The sequence below is a fragment of the Acinetobacter indicus CIP 110367 genome (assembly GCF_000488255.1).
In the GTDB taxonomy this organism is placed as follows: Bacteria; Pseudomonadota; Gammaproteobacteria; order Pseudomonadales; family Moraxellaceae; genus Acinetobacter; species Acinetobacter indicus.
Window position 1 is genome coordinate 575,312 of sequence record NZ_KI530745.1, and the last position, 18,873, is coordinate 594,184.

At 37.9% G+C, this 18,873-nt stretch carries 16 protein-coding genes, 5 pseudogenes and 1 other annotated feature; of the genes and pseudogenes, 14 read left to right on the top strand and 7 right to left on the bottom strand.

The genetic code is table 11. From position 1 onward, the window contains the following. Nucleotides 1–148: 148 nt before the first annotated feature. From P253_RS02795 to P253_RS15370, 3 genes and pseudogenes are all read right to left on the bottom strand, one after another. Entirely contained in the window at nt 149–544 is a 396-nt protein-coding gene (locus P253_RS02795; RefSeq protein WP_016658320.1) for a VOC family protein, read from the bottom strand. Beyond that, a complete protein-coding gene (locus P253_RS02800; RefSeq protein ID WP_016658319.1) occupies nt 531–2,258 on the bottom strand; it encodes an FAD-dependent monooxygenase in 1,728 nt (575 codons plus the stop codon). The genes P253_RS02795 and P253_RS02800 overlap by 14 nt, the downstream gene beginning before the upstream one ends. 555 nt (nt 2,259–2,813) lie before the next feature. Further along, nucleotides 2,814–3,669, bottom strand: a pseudogene (locus tag P253_RS15370) (IS5 family transposase). Nucleotides 3,670–3,714: 45 nt separating this feature from the next. On the opposite strand from P253_RS15370, the pseudogene P253_RS15375 reads away from it, so the two are divergent. From P253_RS15375 to P253_RS02825, 5 genes and pseudogenes are all read left to right on the top strand, one after another. After that, nucleotides 3,715–3,942 (top strand): annotated as a pseudogene (locus P253_RS15375) (IS5/IS1182 family transposase); the annotation flags it as partial. A 101-nt stretch (nt 3,943–4,043) separates the two neighbouring features. Then, on the top strand, nt 4,044–4,919 hold the full coding sequence (locus P253_RS02810) for an alpha/beta fold hydrolase (RefSeq protein ID WP_016658316.1): 876 nt from the start codon (nt 4,044–4,046) through the stop codon (nt 4,917–4,919). A 63-nt stretch (nt 4,920–4,982) separates the two neighbouring features. After that, nucleotides 4,983–5,582, top strand: a complete 600-nt coding sequence (locus P253_RS02815) for a VOC family protein (protein WP_042119894.1) — start codon at nt 4,983–4,985, stop codon at nt 5,580–5,582. Between the two features lie 182 nt (nt 5,583–5,764). Continuing rightward, nucleotides 5,765–6,091 (top strand): dioxygenase family protein, encoded by a 327-nt coding sequence (locus P253_RS02820; protein ID WP_409360279.1) that lies wholly within the window; start codon nt 5,765–5,767, stop codon nt 6,089–6,091. Nucleotides 6,092–6,248: 157 nt separating this feature from the next. Then, the gene (locus P253_RS02825) at nt 6,249–7,121 is read left to right on the top strand and encodes a SphA family protein (RefSeq protein ID WP_016658313.1); all 873 of its coding nucleotides are present in this window, start codon (nt 6,249–6,251) and stop codon (nt 7,119–7,121) included. 274 nt (nt 7,122–7,395) lie between these two features. Here P253_RS02825 and P253_RS02830 read toward each other — a convergent pair whose 3' ends face one another. The 3 genes and pseudogenes from P253_RS02830 to P253_RS02845 form a co-directional block, all read right to left on the bottom strand. Further along, nucleotides 7,396–8,367 (bottom strand): IS481 family transposase, encoded by a 972-nt coding sequence (locus tag P253_RS02830; RefSeq protein ID WP_023274404.1) that lies wholly within the window; start codon nt 8,365–8,367, stop codon nt 7,396–7,398. 65 nt (nt 8,368–8,432) lie between these two features. Further along, nucleotides 8,433–9,092, bottom strand: a pseudogene (locus tag P253_RS15380) (IS3 family transposase); the annotation flags it as partial. Beyond that, nucleotides 8,703–8,819: a sequence feature (AL1L pseudoknot), on the bottom strand. Its footprint overlaps the pseudogene before it by 117 nt. A 58-nt stretch (nt 9,093–9,150) precedes the next feature. Beyond that, a complete protein-coding gene (locus P253_RS02845; protein WP_016658309.1) occupies nt 9,151–10,047 on the bottom strand; it encodes a LysR substrate-binding domain-containing protein in 897 nt (298 codons plus the stop codon). 131 nt (nt 10,048–10,178) lie between these two features. Between P253_RS02845 and P253_RS02850 the strand changes: the two genes are divergently transcribed. From P253_RS02850 to leuD, 4 genes are read left to right on the top strand one after another with little or no spacing between them, the layout of a single operon-like run. Beyond that, nucleotides 10,179–10,979 carry a citryl-CoA lyase gene (locus P253_RS02850; RefSeq protein WP_016658308.1) on the top strand — a complete coding sequence of 267 codons (801 nt, stop codon included), beginning with the start codon at nt 10,179–10,181 and terminating at the stop codon, nt 10,977–10,979. Between the two features lie 27 nt (nt 10,980–11,006). Beyond that, nucleotides 11,007–12,140 carry a CaiB/BaiF CoA transferase family protein gene (locus tag P253_RS02855; RefSeq protein WP_016658307.1) on the top strand — a complete coding sequence of 378 codons (1,134 nt, stop codon included), beginning with the start codon at nt 11,007–11,009 and terminating at the stop codon, nt 12,138–12,140. Between the two features lie 38 nt (nt 12,141–12,178). Continuing rightward, on the top strand, nt 12,179–13,600 hold the full coding sequence (leuC, locus tag P253_RS02860) for a 3-isopropylmalate dehydratase large subunit (RefSeq protein ID WP_212749372.1): 1,422 nt from the start codon (nt 12,179–12,181) through the stop codon (nt 13,598–13,600). Then, on the top strand, nt 13,587–14,219 hold the full coding sequence (gene leuD / locus P253_RS02865) for a 3-isopropylmalate dehydratase small subunit (RefSeq protein WP_016658305.1): 633 nt from the start codon (nt 13,587–13,589) through the stop codon (nt 14,217–14,219). The genes leuC and leuD overlap by 14 nt, the downstream gene beginning before the upstream one ends. 64 nt (nt 14,220–14,283) lie before the next feature. Here the strand turns inward: leuD and P253_RS02870 are convergent. Continuing rightward, nucleotides 14,284–14,627: pseudogene (locus P253_RS02870) on the bottom strand (ATP-binding protein); the annotation flags it as partial. 96 nt (nt 14,628–14,723) lie between these two features. On the opposite strand from P253_RS02870, the pseudogene P253_RS15385 reads away from it, so the two are divergent. From P253_RS15385 to P253_RS02890, 5 genes and pseudogenes are all read left to right on the top strand, one after another. Continuing rightward, nucleotides 14,724–15,218 (top strand): annotated as a pseudogene (locus tag P253_RS15385) (IS5 family transposase); the annotation flags it as partial. Nucleotides 15,219–15,454: 236 nt separating this feature from the next. Next, nucleotides 15,455–16,534 (top strand): aromatic ring-hydroxylating oxygenase subunit alpha, encoded by a 1,080-nt coding sequence (locus P253_RS02880; protein ID WP_016658303.1) that lies wholly within the window; start codon nt 15,455–15,457, stop codon nt 16,532–16,534. A 73-nt stretch (nt 16,535–16,607) separates the two neighbouring features. Beyond that, nucleotides 16,608–17,576 carry a PDR/VanB family oxidoreductase gene (locus P253_RS02885; protein ID WP_016658302.1) on the top strand — a complete coding sequence of 323 codons (969 nt, stop codon included), beginning with the start codon at nt 16,608–16,610 and terminating at the stop codon, nt 17,574–17,576. Nucleotides 17,577–17,610: 34 nt separating this feature from the next. Next, nucleotides 17,611–17,811, top strand: a complete 201-nt coding sequence (locus P253_RS15720) for a hypothetical protein (protein ID WP_155757082.1) — start codon at nt 17,611–17,613, stop codon at nt 17,809–17,811. 89 nt (nt 17,812–17,900) lie between these two features. Next, nucleotides 17,901–18,866, top strand: coding sequence for a PDR/VanB family oxidoreductase (locus P253_RS02890; protein ID WP_016658300.1), 966 nt, complete (start codon nt 17,901–17,903; stop codon nt 18,864–18,866). Nucleotides 18,867–18,873 lie beyond the last annotated feature (7 nt).

Below are 18,873 nucleotides of genomic sequence, written 5' to 3' on the forward strand. Positions count from 1 at the left end.
GAAGGTTAAGTCGAAAGCTTTAACGTGGTTTACAAGCTTTTTGAAAAATTACAACTTCTCCTAAAGCCGTTGACATAGGAGAGTGGTGGCAGTCCATACTCAAATAACAGAAGACCTTATCATTTGATAAGGTCTTTTTGAACAAGCATTAAATTATCTTTAGCATAGTGTCTAAAGGGTTCTTGTTGGTATGTTCGACATACTCAACTTTCATTCCATCGGGGTGTTCTATAATCATATAACTTCCCGTTGTAATCTTTGTCAAAGGGACTTGAATAGTTGCACCCATCTTAACTAGGTTAGTAGCAATTTCTTTGATATCTTCAACTAAATAGCAAGCTTGTATATCTTTAACCATAGATAAAAAAGATTCAGTTGCACCAATCAGTAACATATTTGCAATTTGAACTACCTGAAATTCATTCGGTATGACAATTACGTTGAGGCGTGCTTGTTGACCCAATAGAGTTTCATAAAAAGCGACAGTTTGACCTAGATCTTTTATAGAAACATGTAAACGAACTAGTATATTAAGCACTTGCATAATGATTGCTACTGCTTGATTCTGATAGTGATTGCGTATCAGTGTGAGTTATAGTAAACCATTGTTCAAGATATTCTAGCATTTTATTTCCTTCCTCAGGTAAACAGGTCATAGCAATGTAAAGATCTGGGCGAATAAGAATAAAACGACCTTCATTTCCGATTGCATAACGCTCGAAAATCTCTGTGGTTTCATTGGATACGTGATGATCAAAGTCAAAACTTGCTTGTGAATTAATCTGCTGAGTATTTTGAGTAACTTTCATCGCCCGGTCGTCATCAAATGGTACTGTATTAGAACTTGTTTGAGAGATCAGACAATTAACGACCATGTTTGGAAAAAGGTTGTCAACTGTATCTCGAAGTTGACTAGCAAGAGCTATGTTCTGATTCGTGTTCTGACCAGGAACATATAGCAAGGTAAACAATGGATGACGAAGAACATCGTATAATCTCTTTTGTGGTTCAACCATTAATAATGCATCAGGAGCACGTTCACCTGCTTGAGGTCCTTCGAGTTTACTAAGACCTTTTGGAAGTTCAGAGGCGGCACAGTAATTGTGTGAGAGACCTGAGACTAATCGAATTGTATGTGCTTCCCAATTTGGCTTTTGTGTATAATGTAGACGATCTTCTGGTTTAATACCAAAACCCATGACTATTTCATGTGTTGCCATTGCACCTTCACTGATTTGTTCTCCTATTGGTTTGCGCTCTTTCTCATAGGAGTTAAGGATTGATTCTTTTGAAATATTTTTGTACACTGAGGCTAGTTTCCATCCTAGATTAAAGGCATCTTGCATACAGCCATTCATTCCTTGACCACCAGATGGTGAGTGAACATGTGATGCATCTCCACAGATGAGTAAACGACCTTCACGATAACGATCAGCAACTCCATTACGCACAGACCACGCTGTAACCCATTCTGGTTTACCTACTTTAAAACCAATATTTAACTGATCTGCGACATATTGAAATGCTTGTTGTTGGTTTTCAGCTTGAACATATTCACCTGTAGCATCACTCATATAGATGCGCCAATATTTTCCTGGTAGTTTGGTACAATTCATGAACAAAGTTTCGTTAAAATAATAATTCATCCAACGATCATCAAAGTTTACATTCTCTAACTCAACATCCATCATTGCCATAACAGCGACTTCTTCACCGGAAAATTTAATTCCAGCAGCTTCACGAACAAAACTACGAACACCATCACATCCGACAACCCAAGGATAGGTTTTTTCTTGAACGGCTCCGTTTGGTAAAGTAATATTTACGGTGACGGCATTTTCGTGTTGATTAACGGCTGTTAATTCAGTCTGATATTCTGGTTTTAAGCTATATTGAGAAAAAAGATGTTCACGTAATACTTGCTCAAAATCATTCTGATTAATTTTATAATAGAAAGCAAAGCGAGTTGGCAAAACACGATAATCTGTTCTTGGACAGTCATCATCTGTAAGATGAGGAAAATGATAGATGTTACCAGGACATTTAAGACACACTTCTTCTAAACGATGTGCAAGTCCCATGTGTTCAAACATTTCCATAGAACGTGCGTGAATAGTCATAGCGCGTGTAGTATGAGAAGGTCCATTTCTTTTTTCAATTAAACGAACTGGAATTTTTCGGCGTAATAATTCATTGGCAAGAATTAAGCCAGTTGGTCCTGCGCCTACAATTAAAACTTCATTAATGAGATTGTTCATATTGACTCCATTCTTTATTACAAAATTCCTTGAACCTTTGTAACAGTTATATATTCCTATTTCTTCGCAATAAAGAAATAGAATTCACAGTACATAAAAATCATTCAGATTAATAATTTGAAAGGAAGCATTAATATAATGTTAAAACGTGGTATTGCAGTCATTGAGGTGACTAGCTATGTACGCTAATGCTAAGTATTTTGAAGAAAATACATCAATTACATAATACTACGGTTCTATTCCATTACATTAGTATTCATTCCATTACGAATAAACTTAATCGAACTATCTAAGCAATGAAAATGATTAATTTTCATAAATATGATCTATCGTATCAATAGACTCATTGATCAATTATCTTTTAAAGTATGATGTGTGCTGAGTTTGTAGGAGACTTTCACTTGGGAGATTTTAGGCAGCCAACTTGCAAAAGTCCTCTGCCATTTGATTTGGTGTCTGTTTAATGTGGTTCCGTTAGTTAGACCACTCAATTCAGTTTTATAAGGGCTTTGTTGCACAAAGATTTGAAATGCACCGCCCCTAATTTAGTCAAATTTAAGGCGTAACTTGGATAAGTGGTCGACCTAATTCCGTAAATCTGTTAAGGACTGCTACACGTGCATGAATCTCATTGACTTGGCTTTCAAAATTCCTTGCACTGAGTTTATCTCCTAATAATTTAATGCAGTGCATCTTAGTTTCAACCAAACTTCGCCGATGATAGCTTGACCATTTTTTCGCATTTTTTCTAGGTGGAATCTCCGCATGCGCTTACCGATCTGCAATGACCTGACGGCATTGCTTGGTGTCATAAGCTCCATCGGTATAAACAGAGTCAATCTGCTCATCTAGTGGAATCTGATTACGTAAATCATCAAGCACCTGTGAATCACTGACATTATTGGTTGTGAGCTGAATAGCACGTATTTGTAAGGTTTTAGCATCTATACCAATATGTAGTTTACGCCATTGGCGACGATATTCAGGTCCATGTTTCTTGCGTTTCCATTCGCCCTCACCTAGAAGCTTCATGCCTGTAGAGTCTACGAGTAGATGCTGCCCAACGCTACTTTTTTGGTAGCTGCTTGCAATATCAATATGCTTTTGTCTTCTACAAATGGTGGAATACGAATATCACTGATATTCGGGGCTGCTCAGCCGCAAAGTTTAATCAGACTTTGCACAAAGCCAGTGACTATATGTAAAGATAGACGGAATAAGGATTTAATCATTAAGCAGCATTGGATGGCTGCGTCGAAGTAGGTTTGATTTCGCCCTTGTTTGCCTTTTGATGGAGCATACCATTGCGTAGCAGGATCAAACCAAATGGCAATATTTCCGCGACTCATGAGTGCTCGGTTATATGCGGCCAATTGGTTGTGCGGTAGATTTTGTGTGTAGGCTTCTTCATTTGTAAATTATATTACTGAAAAAGCCTTTACACATAGGTTTGTGCAACAAAGCCCTTCGAGTAGTTAAACGTTTAGGCAGGACACTATGGAAAAAATGGTCAGGCTATCATCGGCGAAGTTTGGTTGAAACTAAGATGCACTGCATTAAATTATTAGGAGATAAACTCAGTGCAAGGAGTTTTGATAGCTAAGTCAATGAGATTCATGCACGTGTAGTAGTCCTTAACAGATTTACGGAATTAGGTCGACTACTTACCCAAGTTATGCCTTAAATTTGACTAAATTAGGGGCGCTTTGCATTTCAAATCTTTGTGCAATAAAGTACTTAAAAATCAATATTATAGTGATAAAAAATTATTATTAAATTTTAATAATGATTGATGTTGTAGATGATTCTTATTTGGAAAAATCATTTTTAATAATTGTCTCTGCTATTTATATTGAACGTGTAGAGCGATTAGGGATGCTCATGGAGAAGAAAATGGATCACACAATGGCTCAGGATCGGCGAGAAAATAGTAAAAAGCCAAAATTGTTAATTTTACCAGGCATGGTTTGTAATGAGCGATCTTGGGCAGAGCAGTTTCAAGCATTGATTTCAGATATTGATTGCCACATTGTGGATTATGGATTGCACAATTCAATGCCAAAAATGGCAGCACATATTTATAAGCAACACATGAATGATTCTTTCATGGTTATGGGACATTCAATGGGTGCACGTGTGGCGATGGAGTTATATCACCTTGCGCCAAATCAAGTCAAAGGGATGTGTCTAATTTCTACAGAACATCTCGCAGCACCAGATGGTGAAAAAGGGAAATTAGAATCATTAAATCGACAAAGATTGTTGCAAATAGCAGAAGAAAAAGGAATGACAGAAATGGCAAAATCTTGGTTGCCACATCTTATTCCTGAAACTAGACGAAGTGATGCGTTATTGACTGATGAAATTATTAAGATGATTAGTGAGCATTCTATTATGCAATTAGCATCGCATATTAATGCTGGTTCTACTCGTACTGATTCTACCGAAATTCTTAAAAGTATCAACGTTCCTACATTATTAATTGTAGGTGATCGAGATGTTGTAAGACCCGTTTCAATTCATCAGCAAATGGCTGAATTAGTCACTGATAGTCAACTATTAATTATTCCAGATGTTGGTCATTTACCAACAATGGAAGCACCTCAACAAGTGAACGATGCGGTTAAAACTTGGGTGCATAAATGTTTAACAGATTTTTAGAAATAAGCACCTGAATCATGTAGTGATGATGGGATAATGTAAACAAGGAGAAAAGAAGTGAATATGCAAATTATAGAGAAAGCGACGGATGCGACAGTACATGAGATCCGTAAGGCGAATAAAGTAGGACGCTTACATCATCATGCTTTTTTAGCGAAGGATATGGAAGAGACTAGACACTTTTATGAAGATATTTTAGGAATGCCATTGATTGGTACATGGGTTGAACGCACCAATCCAGTAACAGGTGAGCCTGACAATTATGTTCATACTTTTTTTGAGTTGACTGATGGAAGTTGTATCGCATTTTTTCAATTTAAGAATGCAGATTCAACCTTGGCACAGTCAGTTAATAAGTTCAGTGATATTAATCCATTTGCACATCACATTGCATTGACGGTAGAGGGGAAGGAAACGATTCAGTATTTCAAAAAGCGCTTAGAAGAAGCAGGCGTATCGGCATTTGAAACGGATCATGGTTATTGTTATTCGATTTATTTTCATGATCCGAATGGTATGCAGGTTGAATTGACAACATTAGTACCTTCTACAGATGAGATGATGGGTTCAGCGTTGACGAATGCACATGAAATGTTAGAGCGTTGGATAGCGGAAGATGATGTTGCAACCAATAATACCCTGCGTGGTGATGGGTGGGTGTAAATATAGAAAAAATTAGACTTCTTGCGTTAGTCAAATTTTAAGCAGCCAAAAGCTATGTTTTATGAGGCTTTAGCAAATTCAAAAATTAGATAAAACTATACTTTCGCAAGAGGTCTAATATCTAAAGTTTAAGTGATTTCAAGCTTTAAAAAAAATTAAAAGGATTTTGGTTTGAGCCGCTTGTGGCTCAAATCACCTCAATACGGAGAATGACCATGACAGCACGCGCTATTCGCCCATCTCACGTGCATTACTTTATTTCTGCACCGGGTTTCCGTAAATTGACCACTCAATTTAACATCGAAGGCGACCAATATCTTTGGAATGACTTTGCCTTTGCTACCCGTGAAGGCCTAGTCGTTACAGCAGTAGATGTGACTGATCCTGCAGAAATCCAGCGCCGTGGTTTAGACAAGCCATTCAAACACATCACCTTTAACTTTGAATTGGTCAAAGATCTAAATAACGCACCATCAACCGAGGTGGAACGTCGCCGCGCAAGCACATAATTTACCGTCCCTAGCGCTACTTTCCAAATTTTCCACAGCGTACCCCAGCCTCATCAAGCCATTTGGTGATGCTGCTCACTTCAGTTTCTTGCCAAGGTATGAAAGATTCAACATGGCAAGCAAACTTCATCAAAATTGGCATTGAATAGGATGTTCTATGAAAAACAAAATCTACGCACTCATGTTATTGAGCGGTATAGCAACGCATGTCTGTGCAACTGAAAACGGTTTAGACTCTTTTGCACTGGGTGCTGAAGGCATTGCTGCAGGTGCTTTGCCACCACCTGGGGTATATTTGCTGAACTACTACCAAAATTACCATGCCAGTGAGTTTAAAGATGGTCCCGACAATTTCCATGTCGATGTAAATGCCTTTATTCCACGTCTGGTGTGGATGACCCCACAACAAATTGCAGGCGGGCAATTAGGGTTCTATGCAGCACAGCCTTTAGTCAATTTACGTTTAAATGCGATGGGCGCGTCGGATTCTAACAGTGGACTGGGAGATTTAGTGATGGGCACTATGCTCGGTTGGCATAAAGGTAACCATCACAGTATTGCAGGTCTGGAAGGTGTTTTTGCTACCGGAGATTATGACAATGCCAATCCCCAACGTCCTGTAATTGCGAATTTAGGCAAGAATTATCACACCATTCGGCCAGTTTTGGCTTACTCGTATTTGCAGCCACAAGGTTGGGAGTTTTCGACCAAACTGTCTTATAGTTTCAATACCGAAAATGACGATACCAACTATCAATCGGGCGATTATTTTGCTGGGGATTATGCAATCGGTTATCAGTTAAATGATCAAGTGAAATTGGCACTAGAAGGCTATGTGTTTAAACAAACCACAGATGATGACGTGAATGGTGTCAGTATTGGCAATAAAGGACAGGCGTTGGCATTTGGCCCTGCAATTCAATACAAACAGGATAACTGGTCATTAGAGGCGAAGTTCCTGAAAGAAACCGAAGTGGAGCATCGTCCTGAAGGACATTCCACCACCTTAAAAATGGTGTGGGCATTCTAACGACTCAGAGTTCTTACTGAGACGATGATCTTAAGATTAAGCCAAGTTAGACTTGGCTTAATTCTTTAAACTTAGTAGTTTTAAGTTTTCTTTTCTTGTCTTTGGAGAGAGTACTTTTACCGTTATGCAAAACGTCAATGATAGTCGCCTAGATTGCGGTTTTTAAAGGTGATCAAGAACAGAGGATTTGCAGGAGCGCTGCGCCGTGGACAGATGAACCTGAACTTTTTAAGATTGATCCGATCCATCAAATGCCGGGACTAAACTGTGTGATTCATAGAGATCGTTTCAATTTAGCGATCTCTAAATCCATCTTGTAATTGGAGTGTTGAATCCGTTCATTGGATGGGTTGTATTGCTTCTGGACCTCATCAGAGAAAGGGGTTTCTTCACATAATTCAAAGTACCTTTCCATCGGTGTTTTACCTTTCAAAGCTGAATGTGGTCTCATCCAGTTATAGTAATGCTGCCATTCGGCTAGCTTGTCTTGGATATCTTCAGAATTAATATCGACAGTAGCGTAGAACTCAGATTTATCAGTCTTTTGAGAGCGCTCTACCTTGCCATTCAAATGAGGTGAACCTGGTTTATTTTGCCTAAATTTGATTCCATGCTGCATCAATTTTTTCTGTACTTTTTCAGCAAAAAATTTCCGCCCTCGATCGGTCTGTATTCGCTGTATGGGAAAAGGCATTTCTTCAATTACGCAGTCTAAAAAGTCGAGCGTATTCGCTGCTGTTCGGCGTTTATATATCCTTAAAACGCGATATCGTGTGCAGTCATCGATAGATGTGTACTGATATAGCCCAGGAACCAATTTACAGGTATCCATTTGAATTCTATCGCCTGGTAATGGGCGTTCATAACGAATGAAATCTGCTTTACGACGGAATTTTTTAATCGGTTTGACTTGATGGGTGGAGAGTACTTTATGGATAGTCGCTAAGGACAACGAGACTCCGTGCAGCCTCATCAATTCTGTTTGCAAACGTCGAGCACCCAGATTTCTAGCCGAGCGCATTTCCAATATTAAGGCTTCTAGCTCAGCATTGATTTTAGTATTTGGAGATTTTAATGGGCGTTTACTCTGACTATTTAATCCATCAATACCTTGCTCAGAATATCGTTTCCACCACTTGCGTAATGTTGGTCTAGAAATGCCACATCTCCGACAGACTAGGCCAGCATCATTGATCTCTTCAAATAATTTAACCCATACGAGTCTTTGTTGAATTTCTCTGTTCATAAACACCAATTATATTGAAATGATGTCTATGAATCACACAACTAAACACCTAAATCATCTGCTCATTTTTGATCATCTCGGCTACGGGTAGTTTGTTTATTCTTACCACGCCAAACACCTTGTATAGCTAGATTTTTCATCAATCGAACGACAGTACAACCTGCAATAACATAGCCTTCACGTTTCAGTTTTTGCCAGACCTTACGCACACCGTATCGACCTGAGCTTTCTTTCCAAATTCGTTTAATTTGTTCAGCATGATGAAGGTCATGCAGATCCCGTTTCACTCGATGTTCTGGATTTACTGTAAGATCTAAAGTCCGGTAATAGGTTGAAGAGGCAATCGGTAAAATTCTACAAATCGCCTCGACTCCGAACAGCTCTTTATTATTATGTATAAAATCCACCATTATTTGTGTGGGCGGCCGAGCTCCGCCTGGCCGAAAAAAGCGGCTGCTTTACGTAGAATTTCATTAGCATGCTTTAATTTGATTTCACGTTCTATTTGCTTCATTTTTTTCTTGATCAGATATCTGTTGTACTTTGACAGGATTTTGTTGATCTAAGTATTTTTGATACCAAATACGTAGTGTTTCAGGATTACAGCCAATTTTGGGAGCAATTGCAGAAACTGCTGCCCAGTTCGATGGATAATCTTTTTCAGATTCAATCACAAGCTGAACCGCTCTTTCTCCGATTTCAGGGGTATATTTTGGTTTTGTCATTGGGACATTCTCTCAAGAAAGTTGGTCTCCGACAAACCCGGTACGGTTCAGTAAAATATCAGATCAGGTTTGAGCTAGTACCATTTAAGACATTGCGAATAACGTTCGTAAATTCTTTAACTACAGTTTCATCAGTTTTCCCTTTTTTCCAAAGTAATCCTGTAGTTCTCGTTGGTCGTGGATTTTCTAATGGGATAGCGCATACATCGGAGTTATCATGTATTGCTGTTTTTGCAACTATACCAGCCAAATCAGTATTTCTAACTAACTCGACAATTGGAGCAATCGCATTCATTTCGGCAATCACTAGAGGTTCAGCAGCAATCGTCTTAAAATAATAATCGAGTTTCTGGCGTGTGCCGAAGACTTTAGAGAGTAATACCATTCGTACATTATTTAACTCGATCATACGAACTTTTTTTCGTTTAGCTAATAAATGCTCTTTGGCAACAATCAGAACCATTTCCTCTGTATAAAGTGGATCAAACCATAACGTGCTTTCACCATCAGGTTTATAAGCAATTCCTAAGTCTAGTTGATCATTCTCTAGAGCTTTTAAAATTTCACTTTGAGGCAGCTCTTCTACACTAACACGGATATCCTTATGACGAGCTAGAAAATCAGAAATACAGCGAGGCAGTAGGTTGGTATTAACGCTATATGTTGTACCTATGCGAATATGACCTGAAATATGTACAGGAGGTGTTTGTATTGCATTGACTGCTAAATCAATTTGTTTTAATGCCTGAATAACTTCGGTTAATAGTCGGTCTCCGACTTCAGTTAGAAAGATTTTTTTTCCAACACGATCAAATAATTTAACATCCAATTCATCTTCTAATTGTTTAATTTGATGAGATAAGGTGGATTGTGTTACATGGCAGCGTTCAGCAGCTTTGGTGAAGTGTAACGTTTCTGCAAGTGTTGCAAAATATCGTAAGTGGCGTAATTCCATACTGTTTTAATCCATTGATGTTATCAATTATTTTTATCTAAAATAATCACTTTTATCGTATAAGTAAACCCTATATTTTAATATCTGACTCAAGGAATATTTACATCTTGCTATACAAAGGATGAAAGAAAATGAAAATAGGAAAGGTGATACAGCCATCAAGTGCTATTTGTACATCGAATGAAGAAACAATCATTGTTCGTGGTTCTGACTTGTGTAATGACATCATTGGTAAAATGAGTTTTACCGAATATTTCTATTTTTTACTTACGGGTGAAAAACCAAATCAAGCAACACTAGAAGTAGTCAATGCAACATTAATTTCGATTGCTGAACATGGTTTTGTACCAAGTGTACAAGCAGCACGTATGACCTTTGCCGCATCGCCAGAAGCATTACAGGGTGCCGTTGCAGCAGGTCTGCTGGGTTGTGGTTCGGTGATATTAGGTGCTTCAGCGAATGCTGGAGAATTTTTTACAGATATAAGAAATCTGATGCTAAAAGGTCATAGTGCTGAACAAGCTGCAACAGAAATTATTAAACAATATCGTATTGAAATGAAAGCTATTCCTGGATACGGACATCCATTGCACAAAGAGCGCGATCCTAGGGTAACAGCATTATTTAAAGTCGCAGAAAATGCAGGTTCAAATTTAGAATTTATTGCTATTGCAGATGCTGTAGAAAGGGTGATCCCTGAAATTGTAGGTAAACAACTCAAACTTAATGTATCAGCGGCTATTCCTGCAGTATTACTTGGCGCTGGTTTTCCTTTAAAAGCTTTACGTGGCATTCCAATTTTAGCTCGTTGCGCAGGTCTTATTGCACATCTTTATGAAGAACAAGAACAGCCTGTTGGTTTTGCATTGTCTTATCAGGCGACACGCGAATATCAATATACAGGTACAGTTCCTGAAAACTTTAAGTCATAAATTAAAAAAATATAGGAGTTTTTTAATATGAAAGGTGTATTAGATGGTGTGACAGTCATTGAACAAGGAACGTTCATTACGGGTCCCAATGCTGGAATGTTGCTTGCCGATTTGGGCGCGACAGTGATAAAAGTGGAGCAACCTCAAACTGGCGATCCATTTCGTGCATTCAAAGGGGGTTTGTATAGTCCACATTTTCAAACTTATAATCGTAATAAGCGAAGCGTAACATTAAATACAAAGTTACCAGAAGATCTAGCCATTTTCGATCAACTTATTAAAGATGCTGACGTTTATATTCAAAATTTTCGTCCGAATGCAGCAGAGCGCTTAAATGTTGGTGAGACACGATTACGTGAGCTTAATCCAAAGTTAATCTATTGTGCTATTAGTGGTTTTGGGAAAGAGGGACCTGCTGCATCTAGACCCGCTTATGATACTGTTGCACAAGCTGCAAGTGGTTTTTTAAAATTATTGATTAACCCTGAAAATCCTCGGGTAGTTGGTCCAGCAATTGCTGATTCATTGACGGGTTTTTATGCTGCTTACGGTATATTAGGTGCTTTGTATGAACGGCATAATACGGGTCTAGGACGTACGATTGAACTGTCTATGCTGGAATCAATGTGTCACTTTAATCTTGATGCTTTTACACATTTGTTTTCTGCACAAGAAGTTATGGGGCCGTATAGTCGACCTGCGGTTTCACAATCTTATGTACTTGAGTGTTCTGACAAAAAATGGTTGGCATTACATATGTCATCGCCAGAAAAGTTTTGGCAAGGTTTGGCGAATGCTATTGATCAGCCTGAATTATTAACACAAACATTATTTCAGGATCGAAGTGAACGCATTAAAAATCAAGATTTGATTATGCGCTATCTACAATCAATATTTAATAAAAAAAGTCGAGAAGAATGGTGTAAAAGATTGGAATTAGAGGATGTACCACATTCTCCAATGTATGATACAGAAGAAGTAATTAATGATCCTCAAGTAAAGCAGTTACAAATTCAGATTAAAGCAAATCACCCAGAAGGTGGCGAATGGCATACTATCAGATCGCCAATCAGTTTTGATGGTCAACGTCCATTAGAAGTCACAGCACCACCAATATTGGGTGAGGCAAATGATGAAATTAGAAAAAAATATGCTGGGTAGGGGTTATTTATCAGACTAATTGTGAATTTTAAGGATAAATGATGGCAAAAACACTCTATGACAAAATATGGGACAGCCACCTGATTGAGCAAGATAAAAATGGTGAAGGACTGATTTATATTGATCGTCAATTGATTAATGAAGTGACTAGTCCACAGGCTTATCAGGGTTTATATGAAGCTGGGCGTTCATTGTGGCGACCTGAAAGTGTTGTTGCTACAGCGGACCATAATACCCCCACACTTAATATTCATGCTGAAATTCCTGATCAGTTGTCTAGAGAGCAAGTCGCCTTATTGACAAAAAATATTGAATTTACAGGCGCTAGACATTTTTTTCCTTATGCTAGCAAGAACCAAGGTATTTTGCATGTTGTCAGTCCTGAACTGGGGCTGACTCAACCGGGTATGACGATCGCATGTGGCGATTCACATACTTCAACACATGGTGCATTAGCAGCTTTAGCATTCGGTATTGGTACATCAGAGATTGAACATATTCTGGCGACACAAAGTTTGTGGCTAAAGAAGTTTAAAAATTATGGTATCTATATAAATGGGCAATTAAATCAGGGTGTTTATTCAAAAGATATTGCTTTATATATTATTCAAAATATTGGATCTGCAGGTGCGGTTAATCATGTGATTGAATACTTAGGTGATACAGTTCATCAAATGTCTATCGAGGCTCGCATGACATTATGTAATATGGCAGTTGAAGCAGGCGCTCGTACAGGAATTATTGCTGTTGATGATGTAACGATTGAGTATTTGAGGACATTACCATTTAGCCCAATTGACGAGCAACTTAACCAAGCAATTGACTATTGGCGGACTTTATATAGCGATGACAATGCAAAATTTGATCGGATATTTACGATAGATGCTACTCAAGTTGTACCTATGGTTACGTGGGGAACTTCACCTGATATGGCATGCTCTGTTAACAGCATAATCCCATATCCTGAAGATTATGTTGATCCTGTAAAACAAAAGAGTGTTGTGCGAGCACTCCAATATATGGGGTTAGAGTCAGGTTCTAAATTATCAGATCTTCAATTTGATAAGGTATTTATCGGTTCTTGCACTAATTCTAGAATTGAAGATCTGAGGATCGTAGCAAATATTGTCAAAGATAAAAAAATTGCTTCGACGCTTAAGCAAGCATTGATTGTTCCAGGTTCTGGGAAGGTAAAAGCACAAGCTGAACTAGAAGGTCTTGATAAGATATTTTTGGCAGCCGGCTTTGAGTGGCGTTCGCCAGGGTGTTCAATGTGTTTAGGCATGAATGATGATCACTTAAATCCTAAGGAGCGTTGTGCATCAACGTCTAATCGTAATTTTGAAGGTCGACAAGGTGCAGGTGGGAGAACACACCTCATGAGTCCAGCAACGGCAGCAGCTACTGCAATCCATGGTGTTTTAACCGATCCTAGGCGTTATATTTATGAAACCATTTAAGACTGAATCTGGGATAGTTGCAATTTTAGATAGAGATAATGTCGATACTGATGCCATCATGCCAAAACAGTTTATGAAATCTGTAAACAAAAATGGATTAGGTCAGTTCTTGTTTGATGAATGGCGTTATCTTGATCAAGGATATCTAGGTATAGATTGTCAGCATCGTCCATTAAATCCAGATTTTGAACTTAATTTACCCCAATATAAGAATGCGAGTATCCTAATAACACGTAGTAATTTCGATTGTGGCTCTTCACGAGAACATGCACCTTGGGCATTAGCAGAATACGGTTTTAAAGTCATTATTGCTGAAAGTTTTGCGAATATTTTTTATTCTAACTGTATTAAAAATGGCATGCTCTTAATCGTTCTTAATAAAGAAGTGATTAATGAATTATGTGAGGAAATTCGATTAAAACAAAAAATGGAAATAACAGTGGATTTGGAGAACATGATCATTATTACTCTATCAAAGACTATTGGATTTAATATAGATCCTTCAGTTAAACATACTTTAATCCATGGTTTAGATGATATTGAAAAAACACTCGAATATGCAGATAAAATTATAAAATTTGAGGAAAAAAGATTTATAGATTATCCGTGGATTATTTAATATAGGCTTTGTTGCATAAGCTGTCTGTCAACGGCATTCTAAAACTGCCCCCTTTGATCTCGTATTAAGTTTCAACCTGAGGCTGAACCCAATTCTTTTTTTATCCTTCAAACGATAACTCTCACCCGTTATTTGTACCACATGACAGTGATGTAATAGCCGATCTAACATCGCTGCGGTCAACCTAACATCATCTGCTAACGACTTAGACCATTGGCTAAAGGGTAAGTTACTCGTCAATATCGTACTGCCTTTTTCATAACGCTTGGCAATCACGTTAAAGAACAGATTCGCTTCTTCACGTCCAAACGGTAAATAACCAATTTCATCGATAATCAGTAACTTTGATCCCAGTACCGCACGCAGCATATAGGTTTTCAATTTACCTTGCTGATAGGCAACACTCATTGGATTGTCACTGCTTGCTCCAAAGTTAACATGTTGAGCAGTCCAAAATGACCGTTATATTAACCAAGGAGGGCAGTTTTACACTGCCGCTAACAGCGTAAACTACATATTGGTATAGATGCTAAAACCTTACAAATACGTGCTATTCAGCTCACAACCAATAATGTCAGTGATTCACAGGTGCTTGATGATTTACGTAATCAGATTCCACAAGATGAGCGGATTGACTCTGTTTATACCGATGGAGCTTATAACACCAAGCAATGCCGTCAGGTCATTGCAGATCGGCAAGCGCATGCGGAGATTCCACCTAGAAAAAATGCGAAACCATGGAAAGATACAAAGAGTAGCTCGCGATAGCGAAATGAATTACTTCGAACAGTTGCACGTTTAGGCAGGACACTATGGAAAAAATGGTCAAGCTATCATCGGCGAAGTTTGGTTGAAACTAAGATGCACTGCATTAAATTATTAGGAGATAAACTCAGTGCAAGGAGTTTTGAAAGCCAAGTCAAAGAGATTCATGCATGTGTAACTGTCCTGAACAGATTTACTGAATTAGGTCGACCACTTACCCAAGTTACGCCTTAAATTTGGCTCAATTAGGGGCGCTTTGCCTTTCAAATCTTTGTGCAATAAAGCCTGATTGATTCAAGGTCTAGTATTTAAATTCCCATTATTCATAGTTAGTTAAATCTATAATTTAGAATTAATACCTTCAGAGTATCCCTGTCAGAGATATTTGATATTTGAAAGCGTTTTTAAACTCATCTACAAAGGAATGAGTTAAATGAAATAGTTCAATAAATATAGCAAGGAGATGCTAGATGAATAAGATGATTTTTAAAACGTACACTCAGTCTGAGCATGTTTTTTTTAAAGACTGCTGGTATGTCGCTGCGCTTTCAACCGATGTTGATGCATTTAATCTATTTAAGCGCAAAATTATGAATATCAACGTGGTGATTTATCGTACTGAAGATGGTAAGCCGGTTGCGCTACATGATCGTTGCCCTCATCGTTTTGCACCTTTAAGTTTAGGGAGAAGAGAAGGTGATCAATTGGTTTGCCCATATCATGCTTTAAAATTTGATTGCACTGGTCAATGTATACATAATCCTCATGGGAAAGGTCACATCCCAACTGCAGCGATAGTACAGGCTTTTCCTTTAGTAGAACGCTATGGTTTTATTTGGATTTGGATGGGTAATACAGAAAAAGTAGACGAGAATTTAATCCCGGATTACAGCGAACTAGTGTCAGGACATCCAAATTCGGTTGGTCATACTTATATGCATGTGAAATGCAATTTTGAACTCTTAACCGATAACGTGATGGATTTAAGTCATATCGATCATGTACATGGTGAGATTATTACAACGCGGGGCAAACTGTCACCAATTATTCCACAAGTTACAGAAACACATAATAGTATTTCTGCACGTTGGGAATGGGAGCAACAACCTGCAATGATGATTTTTGCACCATTGTTGCCAGATCCACAAGAATCAGCTCAACAATATTTTAACATCATATGGACGGCACCGTCGCATATTCAACTTACTGTTGCTGCTGTACAAAATGGAGAGTTTGGCGTAGATGACTTAAATCAATATGATTTACATACTACAACACCTGAAACTGATACTACAACGCACTATTTCTTTGCGACACGTCGTAATCATATCGAAGAAGATGCAAGTTTTAATGTGATGAAAATTCAGAATATGCATCGTGCATTTGAAGATGAAGATGTACCGCTACTTGAAGCAGTACAGACAGAGATGGAAACTACAGATTTCTTTTCTTTAGACCCAGTATTAATGTCAAACGATATTGCACCTGTACGTGTACGTAAAAAACTTTTAGAGCTGATTAATCAAGAAACACAACAAAATCAAGCTTAAATATTATCAATCCATCGTGAAGTGCTTATTGTTAAGTACTTCATATTCATCGCACTAAAAGGAAGTGGTGGTTATGACATTAGGAAAATTAAAGCTCAAAGTGACAGATATCCAATGTGAAGCCAAAGGTATCTTACTCCTAGAACTTAGAGATGAAAAGAAACAAGTACTTCCACCATTCACAGCAGGATCACATTTAGAGATTTATCTTGCGAATGGACTGACGAGACATTACTCATTGTTAAACTCACCTGCAGAGCGTGATCGTTATGTAGTTGCTGTGAGTTTGGATCTAAATAGTCAAGGTGGTTCGGCGTTTATTCATCAAAAAATAAAGCTTGGTGATGTGCTGAGCGTAGGCACACCACGTAATCATTTTGAGTTGGTTGATGCTGAACAATATTGTTTTATTGCAGGAGGGATTGGAATTACTCCAATTCTTTCAATGATTCATTGGTGTATTGCACATCAAAAAAAATGGACATTGTATTATTCTGTACGCAATCGACAACGTGCTGCATTTTATGAAAGTCTGCGTACGCTTAATCAGGCAGAAAATATTCATTTTCATTTTAATGATGAACAAGCAGATTTGTTGGACTTACAACAAATTGTACAAGATGTTGCTGAACATACCCATATCTATTGCTGTGGACCAAATCCCCTGATGCTTGCCCTAAAAGAAGTCTCAGTGGCGATTGCAGAACGAGTACATTTTGAATGGTTTAATGCACCACAACCAATTAAATCTGAAACCCAATCAGTAGAGGATATTTCTGAATTTACTGTGAAATTAGCAAAATCAGGTCATGAAATTATTGTTAAACCTGAGCAGTCCATCTTAGATGCCATTGAATCCCTCGGTATAGAGGTACCATTTTCTTGTCGTGCGGGTATTTGTGGCGCATGTGAATGCACAGTACTTCGTGGTGAGCCTGAACACTTAGATATGGTTTTAAGTGACAGTGAAAAACAAGCCAATCAACGGATGGTGATTTGTGTTTCTAGATCACGTTCTCCGGTCTTGGAATTAGACCTTTAAAATAATTGACTTTATACAGCACGATGTGCATTAAATGAATAAGGATATTCATACACTAATGCGATTACACATAAAGCCATCAGTAGGCTATGGTCATCGTTTGCCGTTTGCTGATCTAAATTTGGCATATGAATATGATTTATCCGCTTCAGAAAAAGGTACAGGACCCAGTGTTGGTACAAACTTGAAGAATGAAAATCATACGCTGGCTTTTGGATTAGCAAAGTCATTTTAATCTTTGATGCAAGGTTTAAAGGGGAGAAGCAAGCCACAATGCTAATCATCACTTTAAACCTTGCATTGTATTAAAGTTATAGGTTGAAATTGAATAACATCATTGATGTCCGTGTACAGCAAATGCGTTATGAATCTGAGAATATCCTCAGTATTCAACTTGCGCCTATTCATACCAAATTATTACCACACTTTAATAGTGGTGCACACATAGACTTCCATTTTCCTCATGGCAAAGTACGTCAATATTCACTCATTAGTCCACTACAAGACCGTAGATACTATGAAATAGGTGTATTAAAAGAGCCAAAATCATTAGGTGGATCTCGTTATATTCACGAGCAACTTAGAGTGGGCGACCTGATTCAAATCAGTCAACCACGTAATTTATTTGAACTCGATGATACTGAACAAAAAGTTCTGTTGATTGCAGGTGGAATAGGCATTACACCTATTTTGAGTATGTGGTCGAGCCTTGCTATCGATCAACGTAAATGTGATTTACATTATTGTACCCGTCAAACTAATATCCCATTTATTGATCGAATTGATACGTTTCAAATTCTGAATCGAGATAGTCGTTATACAACTTATGTTGGCAATAAACAAACCAACAATTTTGATATTAAAAAAGTTTTGCAACAAGAAAAAGTTAATACCCACCTTTATGTATGTGGTTCTGCACATTTTATACAGTATGTCGAAGCGCAGGCATTAGCTATGCAATGGACAAAAGAATTTATTCATAAAGAATGTTTTAAAAATCCTATGAGTGAGTTGCTGTTAGCATCTCATCATGAACATAGCTTAGAAATTGCGTCTACAGGTCAAAAAATTCCAATATTACAAACAGATAATATTGCCGAGGTTTTAAATAAGGCAGGTTATGTAGTGCCAATGTCATGTGAACAGGGCATTTGTGGCACATGTACGCTGCGTTATACCGGAGGTGAGTTACATCATCAGGATATGATTTTAAATGATACAGACCATTTGACTATGTTTACACCCTGCTGTTCAAAAATAAAATCACAGCACCTTATTATTGATCTTTAAGAGGACA